This is a genomic window from Burkholderia sp. COPS, from assembly GCF_019425585.1.
In the GTDB taxonomy this organism is placed as follows: domain Bacteria; phylum Pseudomonadota; class Gammaproteobacteria; order Burkholderiales; family Burkholderiaceae; genus Burkholderia; species Burkholderia cepacia.
The window spans coordinates 148,768-167,600 of sequence record NZ_WIXR01000004.1 but is presented as its reverse complement, the minus strand read 5'-3'; the positions used below and the strand labels follow the sequence as shown (position 1 = coordinate 167,600).

Annotated in this window: 18 protein-coding genes; 9 read left to right on the top strand and 9 right to left on the bottom strand. The window is 67.0% G+C overall.

The features are described from left to right. The first annotated feature begins 129 nt into the window (after positions 1–129). On the top strand, positions 130–960 hold the full coding sequence (locus FOZ70_RS03505; protein WP_224052107.1) for a lysozyme inhibitor LprI family protein: 831 nt from the start codon (positions 130–132) through the stop codon (positions 958–960). Positions 961–1,023: 63 nt separating this feature from the next. Here FOZ70_RS03505 and FOZ70_RS03500 read toward each other — a convergent pair whose 3' ends face one another. The 4 genes from FOZ70_RS03500 to FOZ70_RS03485 form a co-directional block, all read right to left on the bottom strand. Further along, positions 1,024–1,278, bottom strand: coding sequence for a hypothetical protein (locus FOZ70_RS03500; protein WP_021159790.1), 255 nt, complete (start codon positions 1,276–1,278; stop codon positions 1,024–1,026). A gap of 254 nt (positions 1,279–1,532) precedes the next feature. Further along, complete coding sequence (locus FOZ70_RS03495; protein ID WP_219704951.1) at positions 1,533–2,879, bottom strand: pitrilysin family protein; 1,347 nt, start codon at positions 2,877–2,879, stop codon at positions 1,533–1,535. Continuing rightward, on the bottom strand, positions 2,876–4,177 hold the full coding sequence (locus tag FOZ70_RS03490; protein ID WP_258025531.1) for a pitrilysin family protein: 1,302 nt from the start codon (positions 4,175–4,177) through the stop codon (positions 2,876–2,878). The genes FOZ70_RS03495 and FOZ70_RS03490 overlap by 4 nt, the downstream gene beginning before the upstream one ends. 121 nt (positions 4,178–4,298) lie before the next feature. After that, positions 4,299–4,820: a hypothetical protein gene (locus tag FOZ70_RS03485; protein WP_146774294.1), complete on the bottom strand. Its 522-nt coding sequence runs from the start codon at positions 4,818–4,820 to the stop codon at positions 4,299–4,301. A 566-nt stretch (positions 4,821–5,386) separates the two neighbouring features. Between FOZ70_RS03485 and rimO the strand changes: the two genes are divergently transcribed. From rimO to FOZ70_RS03465, 4 genes are all read left to right on the top strand, one after another. After that, on the top strand, positions 5,387–6,748 hold the full coding sequence (rimO, locus tag FOZ70_RS03480; protein ID WP_027787268.1) for a 30S ribosomal protein S12 methylthiotransferase RimO: 1,362 nt from the start codon (positions 5,387–5,389) through the stop codon (positions 6,746–6,748). A 3-nt stretch (positions 6,749–6,751) separates the two neighbouring features. Beyond that, positions 6,752–7,678, top strand: a complete 927-nt coding sequence (locus FOZ70_RS03475; RefSeq protein ID WP_219704949.1) for a sugar kinase — start codon at positions 6,752–6,754, stop codon at positions 7,676–7,678. A gap of 90 nt (positions 7,679–7,768) precedes the next feature. Beyond that, positions 7,769–8,311, top strand: a complete 543-nt coding sequence (locus tag FOZ70_RS03470) for a hypothetical protein (RefSeq protein WP_059675871.1) — start codon at positions 7,769–7,771, stop codon at positions 8,309–8,311. A gap of 113 nt (positions 8,312–8,424) precedes the next feature. Then, positions 8,425–9,606 carry a cystathionine beta-lyase gene (locus FOZ70_RS03465; protein WP_111999299.1) on the top strand — a complete coding sequence of 394 codons (1,182 nt, stop codon included), beginning with the start codon at positions 8,425–8,427 and terminating at the stop codon, positions 9,604–9,606. An 87-nt stretch (positions 9,607–9,693) separates the two neighbouring features. On the opposite strand, the gene serB is transcribed toward FOZ70_RS03465, so the two are convergent. Together serB and FOZ70_RS03455 are read right to left on the bottom strand one after the other, a co-directional pair. Beyond that, positions 9,694–10,539: a phosphoserine phosphatase SerB gene (serB, locus tag FOZ70_RS03460; protein ID WP_111999298.1), complete on the bottom strand. Its 846-nt coding sequence runs from the start codon at positions 10,537–10,539 to the stop codon at positions 9,694–9,696. Positions 10,540–10,740: 201 nt separating this feature from the next. After that, positions 10,741–11,682 carry a LysR family transcriptional regulator gene (locus tag FOZ70_RS03455; RefSeq protein ID WP_021159778.1) on the bottom strand — a complete coding sequence of 314 codons (942 nt, stop codon included), beginning with the start codon at positions 11,680–11,682 and terminating at the stop codon, positions 10,741–10,743. Between the two features lie 122 nt (positions 11,683–11,804). On the opposite strand from FOZ70_RS03455, the gene FOZ70_RS03450 reads away from it, so the two are divergent. The 3 genes from FOZ70_RS03450 to FOZ70_RS03440 all read left to right on the top strand — a co-directional run bounded on the left by FOZ70_RS03450 (position 11,805) and on the right by FOZ70_RS03440 (position 14,256). Continuing rightward, complete coding sequence (locus tag FOZ70_RS03450) at positions 11,805–12,821, top strand: zinc-binding alcohol dehydrogenase family protein (RefSeq protein WP_219704948.1); 1,017 nt, start codon at positions 11,805–11,807, stop codon at positions 12,819–12,821. A gap of 159 nt (positions 12,822–12,980) precedes the next feature. After that, the gene (locus FOZ70_RS03445; RefSeq protein ID WP_048022914.1) at positions 12,981–13,532 is read left to right on the top strand and encodes a DUF6013 family protein; all 552 of its coding nucleotides are present in this window, start codon (positions 12,981–12,983) and stop codon (positions 13,530–13,532) included. 250 nt (positions 13,533–13,782) lie between these two features. After that, the gene (locus tag FOZ70_RS03440) at positions 13,783–14,256 is read left to right on the top strand and encodes a PliI family lysozyme inhibitor of I-type lysozyme (RefSeq protein WP_219704947.1); all 474 of its coding nucleotides are present in this window, start codon (positions 13,783–13,785) and stop codon (positions 14,254–14,256) included. Between the two features lie 41 nt (positions 14,257–14,297). Here the strand turns inward: FOZ70_RS03440 and fetB are convergent, their stop codons facing one another. Both fetB and FOZ70_RS03430 read right to left on the bottom strand, forming a co-directional pair. Continuing rightward, on the bottom strand, positions 14,298–15,101 hold the full coding sequence (gene fetB / locus FOZ70_RS03435) for an iron export ABC transporter permease subunit FetB (RefSeq protein WP_021159773.1): 804 nt from the start codon (positions 15,099–15,101) through the stop codon (positions 14,298–14,300). Next, positions 15,098–15,799: an ATP-binding cassette domain-containing protein gene (locus tag FOZ70_RS03430; protein WP_059653040.1), complete on the bottom strand. Its 702-nt coding sequence runs from the start codon at positions 15,797–15,799 to the stop codon at positions 15,098–15,100. Before FOZ70_RS03430 ends, fetB begins: the two co-directional genes overlap by 4 nt. 152 nt (positions 15,800–15,951) lie before the next feature. On the opposite strand from FOZ70_RS03430, the gene FOZ70_RS03425 reads away from it, so the two are divergent. Further along, positions 15,952–18,258, top strand: a complete 2,307-nt coding sequence (locus tag FOZ70_RS03425; protein WP_219704946.1) for an AsmA family protein — start codon at positions 15,952–15,954, stop codon at positions 18,256–18,258. A gap of 111 nt (positions 18,259–18,369) precedes the next feature. On the opposite strand, the gene FOZ70_RS03420 is transcribed toward FOZ70_RS03425, so the two are convergent. Further along, on the bottom strand, positions 18,370–18,822 hold the full coding sequence (locus tag FOZ70_RS03420; protein WP_021159771.1) for a lipocalin-like domain-containing protein: 453 nt from the start codon (positions 18,820–18,822) through the stop codon (positions 18,370–18,372). Positions 18,823–18,833 lie beyond the last annotated feature (11 nt).

The window sequence follows — 18,833 nt, the reverse complement described above, 5'->3', positions numbered from 1 at the left end:
CGCACCCGGAGCGGCGCTGCACGGCAACGCGCGGTACCGGTTCCGGGCACGCGAGAGAGGCGATGCCGCGTCGATCCGATGCGACCGACAACAACAAACTAACTGAGAGAGCGCATGCGAAGGATTCGGATGGCATCGACCGTCAGGCTGGCCGGTCTTGCTTCGGTGTTCATGTGTGGGGTGGGTTTGGCCTTGCCGGCGCTGGCGCTGGATTGCACGAAGGCCGCGCAACCCGTCGAGAAGCGCATCTGCACGAGCCCCGCGCTGCGGGCAGCCGATGCGCGAATGAATTCGGCCTATGCGGGCGCGCTGAAGGTCGCGCCGGACGCTGCTATTCGCGACATGCTCGTGCGCAGCCAGCGCCGCTGGATCGCCGCGCGCAACAACCGTCTCGATGCCGATTATGACGGCCATCTGCTGGCAGTCAATGAAGTGCGCAAGGCAATCGACCGACGCAGCGCCGAGCTGGCGGATCAGTCCGGTAAAGGCCTGATCGCGCGAGCACTGGCCGAACGCCAGTGGCTCGCGAAATTCACGGGCGGTCCGTTGACCGGTTTCGATGGCAACTGCGATTTCATCCCCGACGATGCGAGCGGCGCGCACGTTTCGTATGCGTGTTTCGGCGCGGTGCACGTGCAGAATCGCACGCGCATCTGCAGCCAGAGCGAGGACTGGGCGACCGGCGCGGTTTATCAGTACCGCTCGGTGAGCGCGGCCGATGGCGGGCGGGCGCGCCCGGTGGCGTTTTGCGAGGCACAGGCGCATGGGCGTGCGTGCGATAACGGGGGCGCGCAATCGGGTTGGATGCGTGCGGGGGTGTCCGGTGACGATAAGCGTGCGTCCGCGCCGGCAATCGGTTTGCCGCAACTTGATGCGGAAATGTGGCCGATCGGCGACGGAGACGATGCGGTGTGGTTTGAGCGGTGTCTGACTGCGTCGGTGTTTCCTGATGCGCGGTGACGTATCGCGTTTCGTGTTCCAGCAAGGCCCGCCATGGCGGGCCATTTTCATTTCTGCCGTCGTTCAGTGCGCCGTACCGTAGTCCTGATCGTCGTCCGACGGTGGGAGGTCGAGCACGAGCTTGACGGCGCTGTAGTTGGCCTTGAGCGAAAACACGCGGCCGATCACGAGAAACGTCTGGCGCGAATTCTCGAGTTCGACGAAATCGCCCGGTTGCGGTACGTGCCCGCCTTGATCGTAGGAAAAACTGGTGCTGGTTTGTTCTCCGATGGCCTCTGCCGCGTGTTCGGTGAATTCGATCGTGATGTGGGTGGTCATGCAGGCCCCGTCGTGGGTGGATTGAAGCGGTTGGAGGTTCCGATTCTCGCATAATGGCGGTTCGCTTCCGGAGCGATTGTCGTGCACCGGTGCTTGCGGATCGTGCTGGCCCGCCGGGCTCCGGTTCACCGGAACACGCGTTCGTCGAGGATTTTCTCGCGAGCCCTGCAGCGAGCCTCCCGCTGGATAAACGTGACAGTGCGATGGCAGCGGCCCGGCCGAAGCCGGGCGGCGTGGAACGAAGCGAGGCGGCGTTATTTCCCTGCAAACGTGCCGGCTTCCACCAACGTCATCTTGGCGGGGTCCAGGTATGCGCGGATGGCGGTGTTCACCTGCTCGACGGTCAACGCGCGGATGCGCTCGGAATAGGTGTCCAGGTCACTCAGCGGGCGATCCTGGAGCACCGTCTGGGCGATCATGGCGGCCATCTGGCCGGTGGTTTCCATCGCGACTTGATGGCGACCGATCATGCCGTCCTTGCGTGCATCCAGTTCCGCCTGGGTGATGCCCTGTTTCCACCAGACATCCAGAATGCGGCGCGTGCTGGCAATGCCCTTGTCCAGCAGGGGCGGGGCGAAGCTGCTGGCGATGAAGAATCCGCCGTCCATCAGGGAGAGCCCGGACAGGCTGGCACGGATGCCGTAGGTGAGGCCTTCCTTGTCTCGGACCCCTGCCATCAACCGGCCGGTGAAGCCGTTGCCCAGGATGTTGACGGCAGCGCTGAGGGGCAGGTAGTCGGCATCGTTCGCGCGCAGGTCGATGGCCTGACCCAGCATCACGCTGATGGATGCCTTGTCCTTCATCGCGATTCGCTGCGTGTCGGCCTGGCTCGCCTTGGGTGGCGGACTCTGTCGCACGAGGGCCTTGCCACCGCTCCAGCCCGCGAAGGCCTCGGTCACCGTGGATTGCAGGCGTCCCGGGTCCGCTCCACCCACTACCACCAGCGTCATATGTGCCGGTCCGTAGTAGGTTCGATGAAACGCCTTGATATCGTCCAGCGTGGCAGCGGCAATGGCCTCGAGCATCCGTTCGCGCGGCACCGGGGCGTTGAGGTGCGAGTCGGGGTAGATGGACCGATGCAGCGCCTCGGTGGCCCGGACCGACGGGTTTTCTCCGGCGTTACGGACCGCGGCCTCCAGCCGGGTCTTGGCCTTGGCCAGTTCCTCAGGCCTGAAGGCTGGCTGGCGCAACTGCTCGGCCATCAGGTCGATCAGCGTCGGCAAATCCTTGGTCAGGCATTGGCCACGTATGCCGACGTAACCTCCGTCGGACTGGAATGACAACTGCGCGCCCAGGCTGTCCAGCAGCGCGGAGATCGCCACCTTGTCGCGACGGGCGCTGCCTTCCTGCAGCAACATGCCGGTCAGCAGGGGCACGGCCGGATTGGCTGTCTTGCTGGCCGCGTCGGCGTCGCCCAGGGGCATGACGCCGACCAGTGACACCATTTCATGCGGCGACATCGGATAGGTCAGCAGCGCGATGCTGCCGGCCTGGGTGCGCACGACGCGGTCGGCGATGCCGGCCTGAGCCGCAACAGGCAGCCACAGCACGGCGAACCACACGAACCAAGTCCGCAGATGATTGAAACGAAGATGCTTCATGAAGATTTCTCCGGGACGAACCAGCCGGTCGTGCTCTGGTTTTCGATGAGGTACTTGCGGGCGACGCGCTGCACGTCGGCGGGCGTTACCTTCTCCAGTTCTTCAAGCTCGGTGACGAACCGTGTCCAGTCGCCCAGCGAGGCCGCGTTGCCGAGTCGGGTGGACGTCAGGCTGACGCCGTCACGCTGATAGATCTGATCGGCCCGGTACGGCCCCAGCACCCGCTGGATATCCTCGCGAGTGACGCCCTCGGTCTTGATGCGCTCCAGTTCGGTCCAGGCGATTTTCTCGGCCTGCTCGTGTTTCGCGTCGGGCGGCAGGCTGACCGTCACCACGAACGGACCGGGGTCGCGCAGCGCGTGGAAACTGGCGCCGGCATGCGTCGCAATCGCAGTGTCAACCAGTGCGCGATACAGCGGGCTGCTCTTGCCCTGGCTCAATACCAGGCCCAGTACGGTTAGGGCCGGCGCATCGGGATCAAGCGCGCGCGGCGCCTTGAAGGCAATGATCAGATTGCCTGTTGCGCCGGCGCGCTTGAGCACCAGCCTTCGCGGCCCCTGCTGCGGAGGTTCCTCGGTCGTGACAGCGGGGATGGCCTGGGGCGCGCGCGGGATGCCGCTGTAGTACTGCCTGACCCAGCCCAACGCCTGGTCCGGCCGAAAATCGCCGACCAGGATGACGACTGCGTTGTCCGGCCAGTAGAAGGTGTCGTAGAAACGGCGCAGCTTGTCCACGCTCACGTGCTCGATGTCGCTGCGCCAGCCAATGGTGGGATGGTGATAGGGGTGCGCCTGGTAAGCAGTGGCCATGACCTGCTGGAACAATGCGGTGAAAGGACTGTTTTCGCCCCGCTCGTACTCGTTGCGCACCACCGTCATCTCGCTGGCCAGATCTTCCGGGCGCAGCAGGAGGTTGCGCATGCGGTCGGCCTCGATGGCGATGTAGCCTTCCAGCGCGTCGCGACCGAGCGTGCCGAAGTAGTTAGTGCGGTCCGTCGAGGTGGTTGCGTTGAAGGTCGCGCCCACTCGCTCCATGTAGCTGTTCAATGAGTTGCCGAGCGCCGAGTTGTAGTGGCGGCTGCCCTTGAACATCAGGTGCTCCAGCAGGTGGGTGTCGCCGGTCGTGCCGGTGGCTTCGTTGCGTGAACCCACTTGGTACAACACCTGGAAACTGACTACCGTCGCTGCCGGGTCGGGCAGGGCAAGCACGGTGAGACCATTGGCATCCAGACGGTATTCGTCGATACCGCCCAGGGAGCGGACGTGGGTAAAGCCCGCTACCTCGACGGGTTGGGCCATCGCCGTGCCTGCAATCAACAGGCACAGTGAGAGCCCGGTGCATATCAAACGTCGTACTGACATGGAACGTCCTTTGGTGTGGGCAGGATGAACGCGGAAGATCGGGCGCCGGCTCGGCAGGTCAGTTGACCTGCCATGCGCCGAGCGCGGCGAACGTGAAGTTTTTCATATTTTCCGATGCGCGTTGACCGGTGGCGTATGGCGGGGACATCGATGCCGTGATGCGCTCGTTGACGGCCATGCGCTGTTTGACCGTCGATGCGTAGCGACAGACGGCGCGATCTCCTTTGAATGTGCAGATCACCTGAAAGCGATTGTCGGGCTTGGACTTGTTCGATGGCGCATCGCTCTGGGGGCTGGCGGCAAACAACGCAGGCAGGGGACCGTTCGACGCTGACGCATCGGCGGAAAATCGGGACCCGTCGCCGGTGCTCCGGTCGAGCGTGATGGCAATGGAGGCACGACTGGGCCGTCTGTCGCAAGCAAGGAAGTTCGGAGGCCAACGGCCCGCGTTGACTCGGGTGGTATGCTGCGTTGCCGGTTCCGCCATCGGGGGCGTGGCGGCCTCGGTGTTCATCGAGGCCGGTACGGAAACCAACATCGCAAGTCGGCGCGCGAGCACGCGCAAGGTGGCGACCTTCATTCGGCATCCCGTTCCAGGGTAAGGGCGATCGATGCACGACCGCAATCGACAGGCTCGTGCGGCTCGACGTCGTGACATCGAAGGCAGCGCGGCCCCATTGCGAACTGGTGAGCCAAATTCGACCCCACGTGACAATGCAGGCGGGGGCAGGGAGGCTCAGGTGCGATGCTACTTCGCGCTCCATCATCGTGAAATGAGACGAGTTCGAATTCTTGGGGCAGAACCGGCGTATTCGTCGGTACGACCGGCCGGTGAGAGATCGTGAACGCAGGCTGCGTTTCGCGGTCCTTTCGGCCGAAAGCCCGCGATTGAAGCACACCGGGATCGGAAGGAGGCGTGGCGCTCTCAGCGCATCAAATTCCATTGTTTGGGCGTCGCGCGCCGATCGGACGGCAATGCGTTGCTTCAAAATGAAAGGGGCATATCGAACTGCCTTGCACGACGGGCCGTTGGCGGGGCGTGCATCCGATTTGACGGTCGATGCCGTTGCCGGCCGCCTGTTTTGCTTCGCCGAACCCTAAATCGCTGTAAACTCACGCTTTTGCTGCCACGCCCCCACATTCCAGATGTCCCAATCCCCCAAAGTAGGGTTCGTATCCCTCGGGTGCCCGAAAGCCCTCGTCGATTCCGAACAGATCATCACGCAACTGCGTGCCGAAGGTTATGAAATCTCCGGCACCTACGACGGCGCCGACCTCGTCGTCGTGAACACCTGCGGCTTCATCGACGAAGCCGTGCAGGAAAGCCTCGACGCGATCGGCGAAGCGCTGACCGAGAACGGCAAGGTGATCGTCACCGGCTGTCTCGGCGCGAAGTCGAGCGCCAGCGGCTCGAACCTGATCGAGGAAGTCCACCCGAAGGTGCTCGCCGTCACCGGCCCGCACGCGGTGGGCGAAGTGATGCAGGCCGTGCATTCGCACCTGCCGAAGCCGCACGACCCGTTCACCGACCTCGTGCCGGCGGCCGGCATCAAGCTCACGCCGCGCCACTACGCGTACCTGAAGATCTCCGAAGGCTGCAACCATCGCTGCACGTTCTGCATCATCCCGTCGATGCGCGGCGATCTCGTGTCGCGTCCGGTCGCCGAAGTGATGCTGGAAGCCGAGAACCTGTTCAAGTCGGGCGTGAAGGAACTGCTCGTGATCTCGCAGGACACGAGCGCGTACGGCGTCGACGTGAAGTACCGCACGGGCTTCTGGAACGGCAAGCCGATCAAGACGCGCATGACCGACCTGGTCGCCGCGCTCGGCGAACTCGCGGCACAGTACGGCGCATGGGTGCGCCTGCACTACGTGTACCCGTACCCGAGCGTCGACGAAGTGATTCCGCTGATGGCCGAAGGTCCGTTCAAGGGCCACGTACTGCCGTATCTCGACGTGCCGTTCCAGCACGCGCATCCGGAAGTGCTGAAGCGCATGAAGCGTCCGGCGAACGCCGAGAAGGTGCTCGAGCGCGTGCAGAAGTGGCGCGAGATCTGCCCGGACCTGACGATCCGCAGCACGTTCATCGCGGGCTTCCCCGGCGAGACGGAAGAGCAGTTCGAAACGCTGCTCGACTTCATCCGCGAGGCGGAACTCGATCGCGTCGGCTGCTTCGCGTATTCGCCGGTCGAAGGCGCGACGGCAAACGAACTCGACGGCGCGCTGCCGGATGAGGTTCGCGAGGAACGTCGCGCACGCTTCATGGAAGTCGCCGAGGAAGTGTCGGCGAACCGCATTCAGCGCAAGGTCGGCAAGACCCTCAAGGTGCTGATCGACGAAGTCAGCGAGGAAGGCGGGATCGGCCGCACGGCGGCCGATGCGCCGGAGATCGACGGCGTGGTCTATGTCGAGCCGGCGGCGAAGGCCTCGAAGCGCTACAAGGTCGGCGATTTCGTGTCCGTGAAGATCACGGGCGCCGACGGCCACGATCTGTGGGGCGAGGTGTAAGCGATGGCCGCCGCATTCCCGGAGATCCTCGCGCTCGGCGAAGCGATGATCGAATTCAACCAGTCGCAGCCGGGCCAGCCTGAATTCCTGCAGGGCTTCGGCGGCGACACGTCGAACTTCTGCATCGCCGCGGCGCGCCAGGGCGCGTCGACGGGCTTCGTGTCGGCGATCGGCGACGATCCGTTCGGCCGGCTGCTGGCCGACATGTGGCGCGCGGAACGCGTCGACACGACGTACGTGCGGATCGATCGCACGGCGCCGACCGGCGTGTATTTCGTCACGCACGGTGCCGACGGCCACCAGTTCGACTATCTGCGCGCCGGCTCGGCGGCGAGCCGCTATGCGGCAGGCGACCTGCCGCTCGACGCACTGGCCGCCGCGAAGGCCGTGCACCTGTCGGGCATCAGCCTCGCGATCAGCACGGCCGCGTGCGACGCCGCGTTCGCGGCGATCGACCACGCGCGCCGCAACGGTGCGAAGGTCAGCTTCGACACGAACCTGCGCCTGAAGCTGTGGCCGCTGCCGCGCGCCCGCGCGGTGATGCGCGAGGCGCTGCGCCAGACGGATATCTGCCTGCCCAGCTGGGACGACGTGACGGCAATCACCGGCGCGAACGATCGCGACGCGATCGTCGACGCGATGCTCGAACACGGGCCGCAGGTCGTTGCGCTGAAGCTCGGCAAGGAAGGCGCCTACGTGGCGACGCCGAACGAGCGGCGCGTCGTGCCGGGTTTCGCGGTCGAAGCCGTCGACGCGACGGGCGCGGGCGACTGCTTCGGCGGTGCCTTCGTCGCGCGGATCGTCGCGGGCGACGATCCGTTCGCGGCGGCGCGTTACGCGAACGCCGCGGCGGCATTGTCGACGACGGGCTACGGCGCGGTCGCGCCGATTCCGCAGCGCGAGGCGGTGGAGCGCCTGATGCAAGGCTGATGCAAAGTACGCGCGCCGGCCGCGGCCCCGTATGACGGCCAGCGCATCGCCGCAATTTACGAGCGAATCTGAAGCGAGGAGCAACACAAGGTGGGTCGATATTCGCAATGGCAACGGGCGCTCGTTGTCGCGGGCGCGCTGGCGGCGGGCATGGCGATGCCGGGCGTGGTCGCGGCGCAGGCTGTCGCGCCGGGCGTGCAGCAGGACGAACCGGCACCGGCGCGGCCGCTGAAGCCGAATCCGGAGTTTGCCCGCCTGCCGCGCTACGAAGGCACGCTCGGCGACCGCCCGATCGTCGTGCATCTCGGCCCGAAGACGGACGAGGAAGGCGTGCACGGCGAATACCAGTTCGCCGATACGGGCGAGGTCGTACTGCTCGCGGGCGATCGCGACGGCGACACGCTTGAAATCGAGGAATCGAACGACGGCACGAACATCACGGGCGTGTGGATCGGGCGCTTCGACGCGACGGGCACCCTGAAGGCCGACCGGATGAACTCGGACGAGTCGGATCCGCAGCCCGTCGTGCTGCGTCTCGCGCCGGGCAAGCGCGCGGCGCTGCAGGTGCGCGACGGCCGCGTGCAGGAAATCGAGACGGTGGGCGGCGTCGTCAACCTGCGCACCGACAACTGAACCCGCGCTGGCTCGGCGCGCGCGGCGCGCATTGTACCGGGCCAATCGTGCCGATTTTGGCTAATCTGGCGACTTGTTCCGCAACCGAACGGCCTCGTGCCCGGCTTCCTGTCATGACTGCATCCACTCCCAAGCGCGCGCTGCAAACCCGCATCGTTCAACCCGACGACGTGATCCCGGAAGGTTTCCGTTCGTTCGTGCCGCCGGTCGCGCGCGCGTCGACGGTCGTGTTTCCCGATCTCGCGACGATGCGTGCGCTCGTCTGGCACAACGACAACCAGTGGCGCTACGGGCTGCATTCGACGCCGACGTCGCTCGCGCTCGCGCAGCGGCTTGCCGAGATCGAGGGCGGCACGCATGCGCTGCTGCAGCCGTCGGGCCTCGCGGCGATCATGAACGTCTACTTCGGGATCGTGAAAGCCGGCGACGACGTGCTGATTCCGCACAACGTGTACGGGCCGAACGCCGATTTCGGCAACTGGCTCGCGAAGGATTTCGGCATTACCGCGCGCTACTACGATCCGCTCGTCGGTGCCGGCATCGCCGACCTGATCCAGCCGAACACGCGGCTGATCTGGATCGAGGCGCCCGGCTCGGTGACGATGGAGGTGCCCGACGTCCAGGCGATCACGGCGGCCGCGAAGGCGCGCGGCATCGTCACCGCGATCGACAATACCTTTTCGGCCGGGCTCGCGTTCAAGCCGTTCGAGCACGGTGTCGATATCTCGGTGCAGGCGCTGACCAAGTACCAGTCGGGCGGCAGCGACGTGCTGATGGGCGCGACGATCACCGCGAGTGCCGACCTGCAGGCGAAGCTGAAGCTCGCGCGGATGCGCTGCGGGATCGGCGTGTCGGTCGACGATTGCTCGCTCGTGCTGCGCAGCCTGCCGAGCATGCAGGTGCGCTTCGACGCGCACGGCAAGAGCGCGCTCGCGCTGGCGCAATGGCTGAAGGCGCGGCCGGAGATCTCCACGGTGCTGCATCCGCAGATCGCCGACTGTCCGGGGCACGCGGCGTTCATGCGCGATTTCACCGGCGCGGGCGGGCTGTTCTCGGTGGTGTTCGACGAACGCTACAGCGCGGAGCAGGTCGACCGCTTCGTCGAGTCGCTCGAACTGTTCGCGATCGGCTGGAGCTGGGGTGGCGCGTGCAGCCTTGCGATGCCTTACGACGTCGCGTCGATGCGTCCGGACTGGCCGCATCGCGGCACGCTGGTGCGTTTTTATGTGGGCCTGGAAGACGAAGCCGACCTGCGCGCGGACATCGAACGCGCGATGCAGGCCGCACTCGGCTGATCGCTGGCCGGTCAGGTTCCCCGGCACGACAAAACGCCGGCGCGATGCCACATCGCGCCGGCGTTTTTCATTTGACGCGCGGCAGGATCAGAACAGCCGCAGCAGCCCGTCGAGGCCGACGTGATCGAACGCGACCGTCGCCGCGTCGCGCACGACGGGTTTCGCGTGGTACGCGATCGACAGCCCGGCTTCGGCCATCATCTTCAGGTCGTTCGACCCGTCGCCCATCGCGATCGCGCGGCTCGGCTCGAGGCCGAGCGACGCGCACGTCTCGCGCAGCAGGCGCGCCTTCACGTCGGCGTTGACGATCTCGCCGAGCACCTTGCCGGTCAGCTTGCCGTCGACGATCTCGAGCGTATTCGCATGCGCGTAGTCGAGGCCGAGGCGCGCCTTCAGCCGCTCGGTGAAGAACGTGAAGCCGCCCGACACGAGCAGCGTCTTCATGCCGGCGGCCTTCACGCCGGCGAGCATCGTCTCGGCGCCCGGTGTCAGTTGCAGCCGTTCCTCGTACACGCGTTCGAGCGCGTGCGCGTCGAGCCCGGCCAGCAGCGCGACGCGGCGCGTGAGGCTTTCGTTGAAGTCGCGGATCTCGCCGCGCATCGACGCTTCGGTGATCTCGGCGACCTGCGTTTTCAACCCGCAGAAATCGGCGATCTCGTCGATGCATTCGATCGTGATCAGCGTCGAATCCATGTCCATCACGGCGAGCCCGAAATCGGCGAGCGTGCGGCCGGCCTCGACGAACGCGAAGTCGAGCGCGTGCGTGCCGCAGTACGCGTCGATGTCGAGGCGCTGTGCCGGGCTCGCGTCTTCGATGCGCAGCGCATGATCGTCGGTCTGCACGACGCGGGTGCCGCGCGACAGCGCGAGCAGCGGTTTGTGATGGGCGTCCGACAGCGGCGCAAGGCTCTGGATGACGAGGTTGTGGGTCATGACGGGATGGTTGGGAGGCGTATGAAAAGCGTGCGCGGCCAATGGGCGGCCGTCTGCGTGCGTGGCCCCGTTCGACTGCGGGCCATTGCGTCGCGAACGCGCCATTGTAGCCGGTTGGCCGGACCGGGCGGTCGCGGCAGGGACGAATCCTGAGGCCCGACTCGAACCGGCACGCCCGCGGCGCGAGCCGAACGAAGGCACCTATCGCCCGTCCGCGCGATCCCAGTACGGCGGATCGCCGAAATGCTCGGCCAGGAACGCGATGAACGCGAGCGTCTTCAACGGCACGTGTGTGCGGCTCGGGTAGACGGCCCAGATCGCGACGTCGTCGGCGAACGGATAGTCGTCGAGTATCGTGACGAGCGCGCCGCTCGCGAGCAGCGGGCCGACGTCCCAGGTCGACTTGATCGCGATCCCGAAGCCGTCGACCAGCGCTTCGCGGATCGCCTCGCCATTGCTCGCGACGAGCCGGCCGCCGACCCGCACGGTCAGCGGGCCTTGCGGCGTCGTGAACGACCAGTCGCGCTGGTCGCCGAGGATCACGCATTCGTGCTGCGTCAGGTCGGCCGGATGGCGCGGCGTGCCGTGCCCGGCGAGATACGCGGGCGAGCAGCACAGCACGCGGCGGTTGGCGGCGAGCTTGCGCGCGACGAGCGTCGAATCCTTCAGCGCGCCGAGGCGGATCGCGACGTCGTAGCCGTCGTCGACCAGGTCGACGATCTCGTCCGACAGCCGCAGGTCGAGCGACACGGACGGATAGCGGCGCAGGAATGCGGGAATCACCGGCGCGACATGCTGCCGGCCGAACGACGACGACATCGACACCTTCAGCCGCCCGTACGGTTCGGTGCGGCCGTGGCCGACCGATGCGCGCGCGGCGTCGGCGGCCGACAGCAGCGTGTCGGCGTGCGCCATGAATACCTCGCCGTCCTGCGTGAGGCTGATACGGCGCGTGGTGCGGTGCAGCAGCCGTGCGCCGAGCTGACGCTCGAGTTGTGCGATGCGCGCGCTCGCGACCGCGGCCGACACGCCGAATTCGCGCCCGGCCGCGCTGACGTTCGCGAGCAGGGCCGCGCGAACGAACAGCGCGACGTCGAGCAGGTCGAGCGGCTTGTCGGGGGCCGGAATCGGATCGGAGGCCATTATTCTGAATTTCCTGAAAATGTTTCAGGAAATATAGCGGTTTTCTCGAATGATCGGGTTGCCTACGATAACGTTCATGGGGCTGCGCCGCGGCCCCCAGGTTTCCCTGAAGGAGTTTCGTGATGAAGGCCGTTGGACTGACCCGTTATCTGCCGATCGATGACCCGCAAGCCTTGCTCGACGTGGAGCTGCCGCAGCCCGTGCCGGGCCCGCGCGACCTGCTCGTGAAGGTCGAGGCGATTTCCGTGAACCCGGTGGACACGAAGGTGCGCGCGCCGAAGCCGCAGGTCGAGGACACGCCGCGCGTGCTCGGCTGGGATGCGGCGGGCACGGTGGTCTCGGTCGGTGCCGACGTCACGTTGTTCCGGCCCGGCGACGAAGTGTTCTATGCGGGCAGCATCACGCGGCCCGGCGCGAACAGCGAATTCCATACGGTCGACGAGCGGATCGCCGCGCTGAAGCCGCGTACGCTCGATTTCGCCGCGGCGGCCGCGCTGCCGCTCACCGCACTGACCGCGTGGGAGGCGCTGTTCGACCGGCTGCACGTGTCGCCGCAGGGTGCGGACGCCGGCAAATCGGTGCTGATCATCGGCGGCGCGGGTGGCGTGGGCTCGATCGCGATCCAGCTCGCGAAGGCGCTCGGCAAGCTGCACGTGATCGCGACCGCGTCGCGGCCGGCGTCGGCCGAATGGGTGCGCGCGCTGGGCGCGGATGCGGTGGTCGACCATTTCGGCGACTTGCCTGCGCAGTTGCGCGAGGCCGGGCATCCGAGCGTCGACTACGTGCTGATCTTCAACGATACGGATCGTCATTTCCCTGCCGCTGCGGAGGTAATCCGGCCGCAGGGCAGCATTTGCACGATCGTCGAGAACGACAAGCCGGTGCCGGTCGAACTGCTGAAGGCGAAAAGTGCGGCGTTTCACTGGGAATTCATGTTCACGCGTGCGATGTTCGAGACGCCGGACATGATCGAGCAGCACCGGATCCTCGGCGAAGTCGCGCGGCTCGTCGACGGCGGCACGCTGCGCACCACGCTCGGCGAACAGCTCGGCACGATCAATGCCGCGAACGTGCGGCGCGCGCACCAGCTGCTCGAGGCCGGGCGTGCGATCGGCAAGCTCGTGCTGAGCGGCTTCTGAGCCGGTATCGCGCGTAAGGTTGCGGCGCCGCGAACGCAAGCGGGGTAACACCCGATGCGTTTGCGGCGCATTGCACCCCGCTTGGCGGTAGACTGGCAGCGCATCATGCATCGAAAACCGCGCGGCACGCGCGTGCCGCCGCATACCAAGGAGGTCAGCATGAGCCAACGCAGCTTGTCAGTCGCCGCATCGTTGTCGGTCGTGTTCGCGGCGGCGTGCGTCAGCGCGAGCGTATTCGCGGCGCCGCCGGTCAAGGGCAGCCTGAAGGGCGGCGGCACCGGACAGCTCGAATACACCGTCAAGGTCGAATCGAAGACCTTCGGCAACACGCAGGAGACCCGCAAGATCCGCTCGGGCGAGACGGACGACTTCAACTGGAAGTCGGTGCCGCCGAGCGGTGCGGTCGCGATGCCGGACGGTTGCCCGAACGCCGACAGCCTGCCGCGCGACGCGAACGGCGCGATGGTCCGCCAGACCCAGGTGCGGCTCGCGCCGTCGATCGACGCGAAAGGCGTCGCCAACGTGCAGATGAGCTTCCAGGCGGCCGCGCCGAAGGGTACGCGCAGCGTGACGGCCGGCGGCAAGTCGCTGCAATGTCCGGACGTCGCGTCGGTGAGCCAGGTGAAGTGGGTGTCGATCCCGACCAACGGCGGTTCCAAGTCCGTCACGATGAGCGACGGCACGAAGGTGACGGTGTCGATCAAGCGCTGAACGGCGCGCGCGGGACGCTGCCGGAACCGGTGCGCGCGCAACGGATTCGACGCGCGGGCCGGCCCGGCGGCGCGTGAGCGTTTCGTGTCGCCGTCACGATGCTTTCCCGCGACCCGCTCGCGGTGCCGTGCTGCGGCAGCGGTATGGCGGCCGCCCGGCATGCGGCGGTGTCGCGCGTCGACCCGCGTGACGTCATGCGAATGTCACGCTATGCTCGCCCGCATCATCCACTTCCCGTAACGACATCCCGATGAAATGCCGAATCCGCGCATTGCTGTGCGCCATTGCGTTCGCCGCCATGCACGCGCACGCGGCCGACGATTGCGGTTTCGTGAAAAAGGTCGAGCTGCCGTCCCGGCAGCAGGTGGCCGTCGTGTCGAGCGGCGCGCTCGAACCGTGCTCGACCGGCAGCTACGCGGTGCGGGTGTATTCGACCGCGCATGCCGCCGCCGGCTTCGATACCGACGACTACGTGACGGGCGCGCTGCATGCGCGTGACGGTACGGTTACCGATGCGTTCACGGCCGACCTCGGTGCGCGGGCGCCGCAGGCGCTCGTCGTGACGATACGCTCGGCCGGCAGCGGCGGTTATGTCGGCGCGCAGGCCTATGTGACGACGCCGCGCACGGTGCGGCTCATTGCGTCGGTCGACGGGCTCGCGGCGGACGCGGACATCGCGGCCGCATTGCGGCAGGCGATCGGCAAGCGTCGCGGCGCGCGCTGACCGGCGAACCGCGCGGACGAATCGCGCGGCGACTCCGCGTGTCAGTGCGCGCGTTCCTCGAGCCGCGATGCGAGAAAGCGGTGATCCGCCGAGAACAGCCGGCGATAGGTCATCAGCACCGCGCCGACGGTGCCGAGCGCGGAAGCCGCGGCGATCAGGAACATGATCACGATCTGGTAGCGCACGGCCTGCAGCGGCGACTGGCCGGCCAGCACCTGGCCCGTCATCATTCCCGGCAGGCTCACGACGCCGACGACGGCCATCTGGTTCAGCGTCGGCAGCATGCCTGCGCGCACGGCCTGGCGCGCGGCGTCCTGCGCGGCTTCCCAGCGCGTCGCGCCGAGCGCGAGTGCGGTTTCGACGCGGTCGCGGCGCGCCGTGAGCTCCTCCATCATCCGCTCGACGCCGAGCGACACGCCCGTGAGCGTATTGCCGAGAATCATCCCGAGGATCGGAATCGCGTATTGCGGTGCGTACCACGGATGGATGCGGATCACGACGAACAGGCCGACCGCCGCGACGAACCAACTGCTGAACCAGATCGATGCGATGCTGTCGATGCGCTGGCCGCGGTAGGTGCGCTTGCCGCGCCCCGCGCCGGCGAAACCGGCGATCAAGGTCATCAGCGCGGTGAGCGGCAGCACGATGTACCAGTGAGGATGACCGAATACCCAGCCGAGCACGTAGCCGATCGCGAGCAACTGCACGACGGTGCGCACGGCCGCGAGCGCGAGCTTGCGGCCGAGGCCGAGCGACAGTGCCATCGAGATCGCGCCGTTGACCGCGACGAGTGCGGCGGCGATGCCGACGTCGACGAGGCTCAGGTCCTGCAGTGCGGGGCTCATCGTGTTGCCTCCGTCGGGTCGGCAACGTGTATCACGCCGGCCTGCATCACGAGCCGCATCGTGCCGATCCGTGCGGCCTGGGCGGGATCGTGCGAGATCCACATGTACGCGCGGGCCTCGGGCGCCGCGTCGAACCATGCGCCGACGAGCGACTCGATCGCGCGCGCCGATTCGGGATCGAGCGCGGAGGTCGGCTCGTCGAGCAGCAGCACGTCGGGATCGAGCTGCAGCACGCGCAGCAGCGCGGCGATCTGGGCTTCGCCGCCCGACAGGTCGCTCGCACGCTTGTCGAGGAAGTCGGGGCCGCGGCCGGCCTGCGCGGCGAGCGCTTCGGCGCGCGCGCGATCGAACGCGACGTCGCGATAGATCGCCAGCAAATACGGATAACGCAACTGCGATTCGACGGTGCCGTCCATTTGCGCGGGGCGCTGGCGGACATAGGCGACGCTGCGCCGGTAACGCGGGATCGCGCTGCGCCGGATCCGTTTGCCGCGCCACAGGATGTGGCCGCCGTCAAGCGGATCGAGCAGCGCGAGCGCGCGCAGCAGCACGCTCTTGCCCGACCCGGACGGTCCCGTGACAGCAATTCGCGATCCCGCTGCGAGGCTGAAATCGGTCGGGGCGAGCAGGGTCTTGCCGCTGCTGGCGTCGCGCCGCGTGATGTGCTGCGCATCGATGAGGCCGGTGGGGGCTGTCATGTCACAAATGAAAAAAAGCGTTAATGGCGCCGAAACGTCACCATGGCGTGCGTCATAATACCGACTGAAAAGCCGCGGGTGTCGTGCGCCGTTCGTCCACGCAAGCGGCCCGGCATGGTGCGGCGACATTTCAGAACAACAACGGAACCGCCATGACGCTTACCCGAGCCATCGGCAAATCGGCTGCATGGATCGTCGGTATCGTCGCGGTGCTCATCGCGGCGGCCGGCGTCTTTCTCTTTGCGTTCGACTGGAACCGCGCGAAGCCGTGGGTCAACGAACAGGTGAGTGCCGCACTCGGCCGCCCGTTCGCGATCAACGGCGATCTCAAGGTCGGCTGGCGCCGACCCGACGGCGAAACCGGCTGGCGTGCCTGGGTGCCCTGGCCGAGCTTCTCGGCCACGCAACTCGAGATCGGCAACCCCGACTGGGCGAAGACGCCCAAGTTCGTCACGCTCGATGTCGCACACTTTGACCTCGCGATCCTGCCGCTGCTCGCGCATGAAATCGTCATCCCGTCGATCGACGTCGTGAATCCGGCCGTCGACCTCGAGCGGCTCGCCGACGGCCGCAACACGTGGACTTTCCAGTTCAAGCAATCGTCGCAGCCGTCGCCGTGGAAAGTGCGGCTCGACAGCTTCGGCTTCGCGAAGGGCACCGTCACGTATCGCGACGCGATCACGAAGGCCGACCTGACCGTCGCGATCGATACGCTCGGGCAGCCGATTCCCCTCGGCGATGTGCTGAAGGAGCAGGAGCAGACGTCGCGCGCGGCATCCGCGCAGCGTGTCGGCAAGCGCGGCGCCGCGCAACTGAGCGCGAAGGCCAGCGCGGAAGCTGCGTCGGGCGCGGAGGCGTCGAGTGCGGCATCGGCGCCGGGCGCTTCGGCTGCTTCGGCTGCTTCGCGCGTTGCTTCGGCTTCTTCGGCTTCGTCCGCTGCTTCTGCTTCCTCCGCTTCTTCCGCATCGACGGCTGCCGCCGCGTCCGGCGCAAGCGGCGCCGCGGCGCCCGCGAAGCCGTCCGGCCCGACCTATGCGTTCGGGCTGAAGGTCGACGGCCGCTACAAGAACGTGCCGATCAGCGGTACCGGCAAGCTCGGCGGCGTGCTGGCGATCCAGGATGCGTCGCGGCCGTTCCCGCTGCAGGCCGACGTGAAGGCCGGCGACACGCGGCTCGCGATCGTCGGCACGCTGACCGATCCGATGCATCTCGCGGCGATCGACCTGCGGCTGTGGCTGCAGGGCACGTCGATGTCGCACCTTTACCAGCTCACCGGCATCACGCTGCCCGACACGCCGCCTTACGCGACGGAAGGGCGGCTGATCGGCAACTTCAAGCGGCGGGCGAGCACGTTCCGCTACGAGAACTTCAACGGCCGCGTCGGCGGCAGCGATCTCGGCGGCACGCTGGTGTACGAGCAGCGCGAGCCGCGGCCGAAGCTGTCGGGCGAGCTCGTGTCGAACCTGCTGCAGTTCTCGGACCTCGCGCCGGTGATCGGCGCGGATACGGCCGCGAGCAAGGCCAGGCGCGGCGACACGACGCGCCAGCCGCCGGACCGCGTGCTGCCGGTCGAGACGTTCCGTACCGATCGCTGGCGCGCGCTCGACGCGGACGTCAAGTTCACGGGCCGCAAGCTGATCAAGAGTTCGAACCTGCCGATCACGAACCTGTACACGCACATCGTGATGCAGGACGGCGTGCTGTCGCTCGAACCGCTGCAGTTCGGCGTCGCGGGCGGCACGCTCGCGACGACCGCGCACCTCGACGGCAGCGGCGCGCCGTTGAAGGGCCGCTTTACGGTGGCCGCGCGGCACCTGAAGCTCAAGCAACTGTTCCCGACGCAGAAGGTCATGCAGTCGGCGCTCGGCGAGATCAACGGCGACGCGTCGCTGTCGGCGACGGGCAACTCGCCGGCCGCGCTCGCCGCGACGTCGACCGGCGAAGTGAAGGCGCTCGTGACGGACGGCCGCATCAGCCGCCTGCTGATGGAAGCGGCGGGGTTGAACGTCGCCAACGTCGTCTACGAGAAGCTGTTCGGCAACAACGACGTGAAGATCAACTGCGCGGCGATCGATTTCGTCGCAACCAACGGGATGCTCGACCCCAAGGTGTTCGCGCTCGATACCGACGATGCGCTGATCAACGTCGACGGCCCGATCAGCCTGCGCGACGAAACGCTCGACCTGAAGATCCATCCGCATACGAAGGGTTTCCGGATCTTCTCGCTGCGCTCGCCGCTGTATGCGAAGGGCACGTTCAAGAATCCGAAGGTCGGCGTCGATGCGGGCGCGCTCGCGCTGCGCGCCGGCGCGATGGTCGGGCTCGGGCTGATCAACCCGTTCGCGGCGCTGATTCCGCTGATCGCGCCGAGCAACAACCGCGACGTGCCGTGCTCGGAGTTGTTCGGGCAGATCAACGCGAAGGCCGCGCAAAGAGCGGCCGCGAAAGCCGGCAAGTGACGCACGCAGCCGCTGGAGCGGCTTGCGCCACGGTGCCGTTCGGGGTCGTGGCCGCGCCCGGCGAAGCGCCGGCCGCGCGGGGCGCCATCAGGGGCGCCATCAGGGGCGCGCTCAGCGGCCGGCGCGTACCCAGACGATCACCGGCTCGACTTCCCGGCCGCCGATCCGTACCGGTTCGGCGGTGCCGAGTTGCAGCCGGTCGCCGTCCAGGCTGACTACGCGCTGCTGGACGTTGCCGATCCAGTTCGGATACAGGCTGACGTCCATTTCATGAGTCAACGTGCCGTCGTCGTCGACGTTAAAGGGGCCGGAATACGCGATGTAGCCGTGCGCCGCAGCCGCGCGTTCCTCGACGCTGCCGCCCTGCAGGTCGCCGTCCGCGTAGGGCGGGCGGCCGGCCGCCATCAACTGGGCGGACATATAGCCGTCGGGCGTATAGAGGATCCAGCCGCGTGCGTCGCGGCCGAGCGGATAGGTGACGGTACTGCCGTCGCGCGGGCGGATTTCGTAGGACACGAGGCGCCATGCGCCAACGAGTTGTTCGCGAAGCTGGCTGGCAAGCATGCGGGGGTTCC

Excerpts from the sequence above, each read along its gene's own strand:
- FOZ70_RS03505 (WP_224052107.1), top strand. The coding sequence starts at position 130 with ATGGCATCGACCGTCAGGCTGGCCGGTCTTGCTTCGGTGTTCATGTGT.
- FOZ70_RS03500 (WP_021159790.1), bottom strand. The coding sequence starts at position 1,278 with ATGACCACCCACATCACGATCGAATTCACCGAACACGCGGCAGAGGCC.
- FOZ70_RS03495 (WP_219704951.1), bottom strand. The coding sequence starts at position 2,879 with ATGAAGCATCTTCGTTTCAATCATCTGCGGACTTGGTTCGTGTGGTTC.
- FOZ70_RS03490 (WP_258025531.1), bottom strand. The coding sequence starts at position 4,177 with ATGGCCCAACCCGTCGAGGTAGCGGGCTTTACCCACGTCCGCTCCCTG.
- FOZ70_RS03485 (WP_146774294.1), bottom strand. The coding sequence starts at position 4,820 with ATGAAGGTCGCCACCTTGCGCGTGCTCGCGCGCCGACTTGCGATGTTG.
- rimO (WP_027787268.1), top strand. The coding sequence starts at position 5,387 with ATGTCCCAATCCCCCAAAGTAGGGTTCGTATCCCTCGGGTGCCCGAAA.
- FOZ70_RS03475 (WP_219704949.1), top strand. The coding sequence starts at position 6,752 with ATGGCCGCCGCATTCCCGGAGATCCTCGCGCTCGGCGAAGCGATGATC.
- FOZ70_RS03465 (WP_111999299.1), top strand. The coding sequence starts at position 8,425 with ATGACTGCATCCACTCCCAAGCGCGCGCTGCAAACCCGCATCGTTCAA.
- serB (WP_111999298.1), bottom strand. The coding sequence starts at position 10,539 with ATGACCCACAACCTCGTCATCCAGAGCCTTGCGCCGCTGTCGGACGCC.
- FOZ70_RS03455 (WP_021159778.1), bottom strand. The coding sequence starts at position 11,682 with ATGGCCTCCGATCCGATTCCGGCCCCCGACAAGCCGCTCGACCTGCTC.
- FOZ70_RS03450 (WP_219704948.1), top strand. The coding sequence starts at position 11,805 with ATGAAGGCCGTTGGACTGACCCGTTATCTGCCGATCGATGACCCGCAA.
- FOZ70_RS03445 (WP_048022914.1), top strand. The coding sequence starts at position 12,981 with ATGAGCCAACGCAGCTTGTCAGTCGCCGCATCGTTGTCGGTCGTGTTC.
- FOZ70_RS03440 (WP_219704947.1), top strand. The coding sequence starts at position 13,783 with ATGAAATGCCGAATCCGCGCATTGCTGTGCGCCATTGCGTTCGCCGCC.
- fetB (WP_021159773.1), bottom strand. The coding sequence starts at position 15,101 with ATGAGCCCCGCACTGCAGGACCTGAGCCTCGTCGACGTCGGCATCGCC.
- FOZ70_RS03430 (WP_059653040.1), bottom strand. The coding sequence starts at position 15,799 with ATGACAGCCCCCACCGGCCTCATCGATGCGCAGCACATCACGCGGCGC.
- FOZ70_RS03425 (WP_219704946.1), top strand. The coding sequence starts at position 15,952 with ATGACGCTTACCCGAGCCATCGGCAAATCGGCTGCATGGATCGTCGGT.
- FOZ70_RS03420 (WP_021159771.1), bottom strand. The coding sequence starts at position 18,822 with ATGCTTGCCAGCCAGCTTCGCGAACAACTCGTTGGCGCATGGCGCCTC.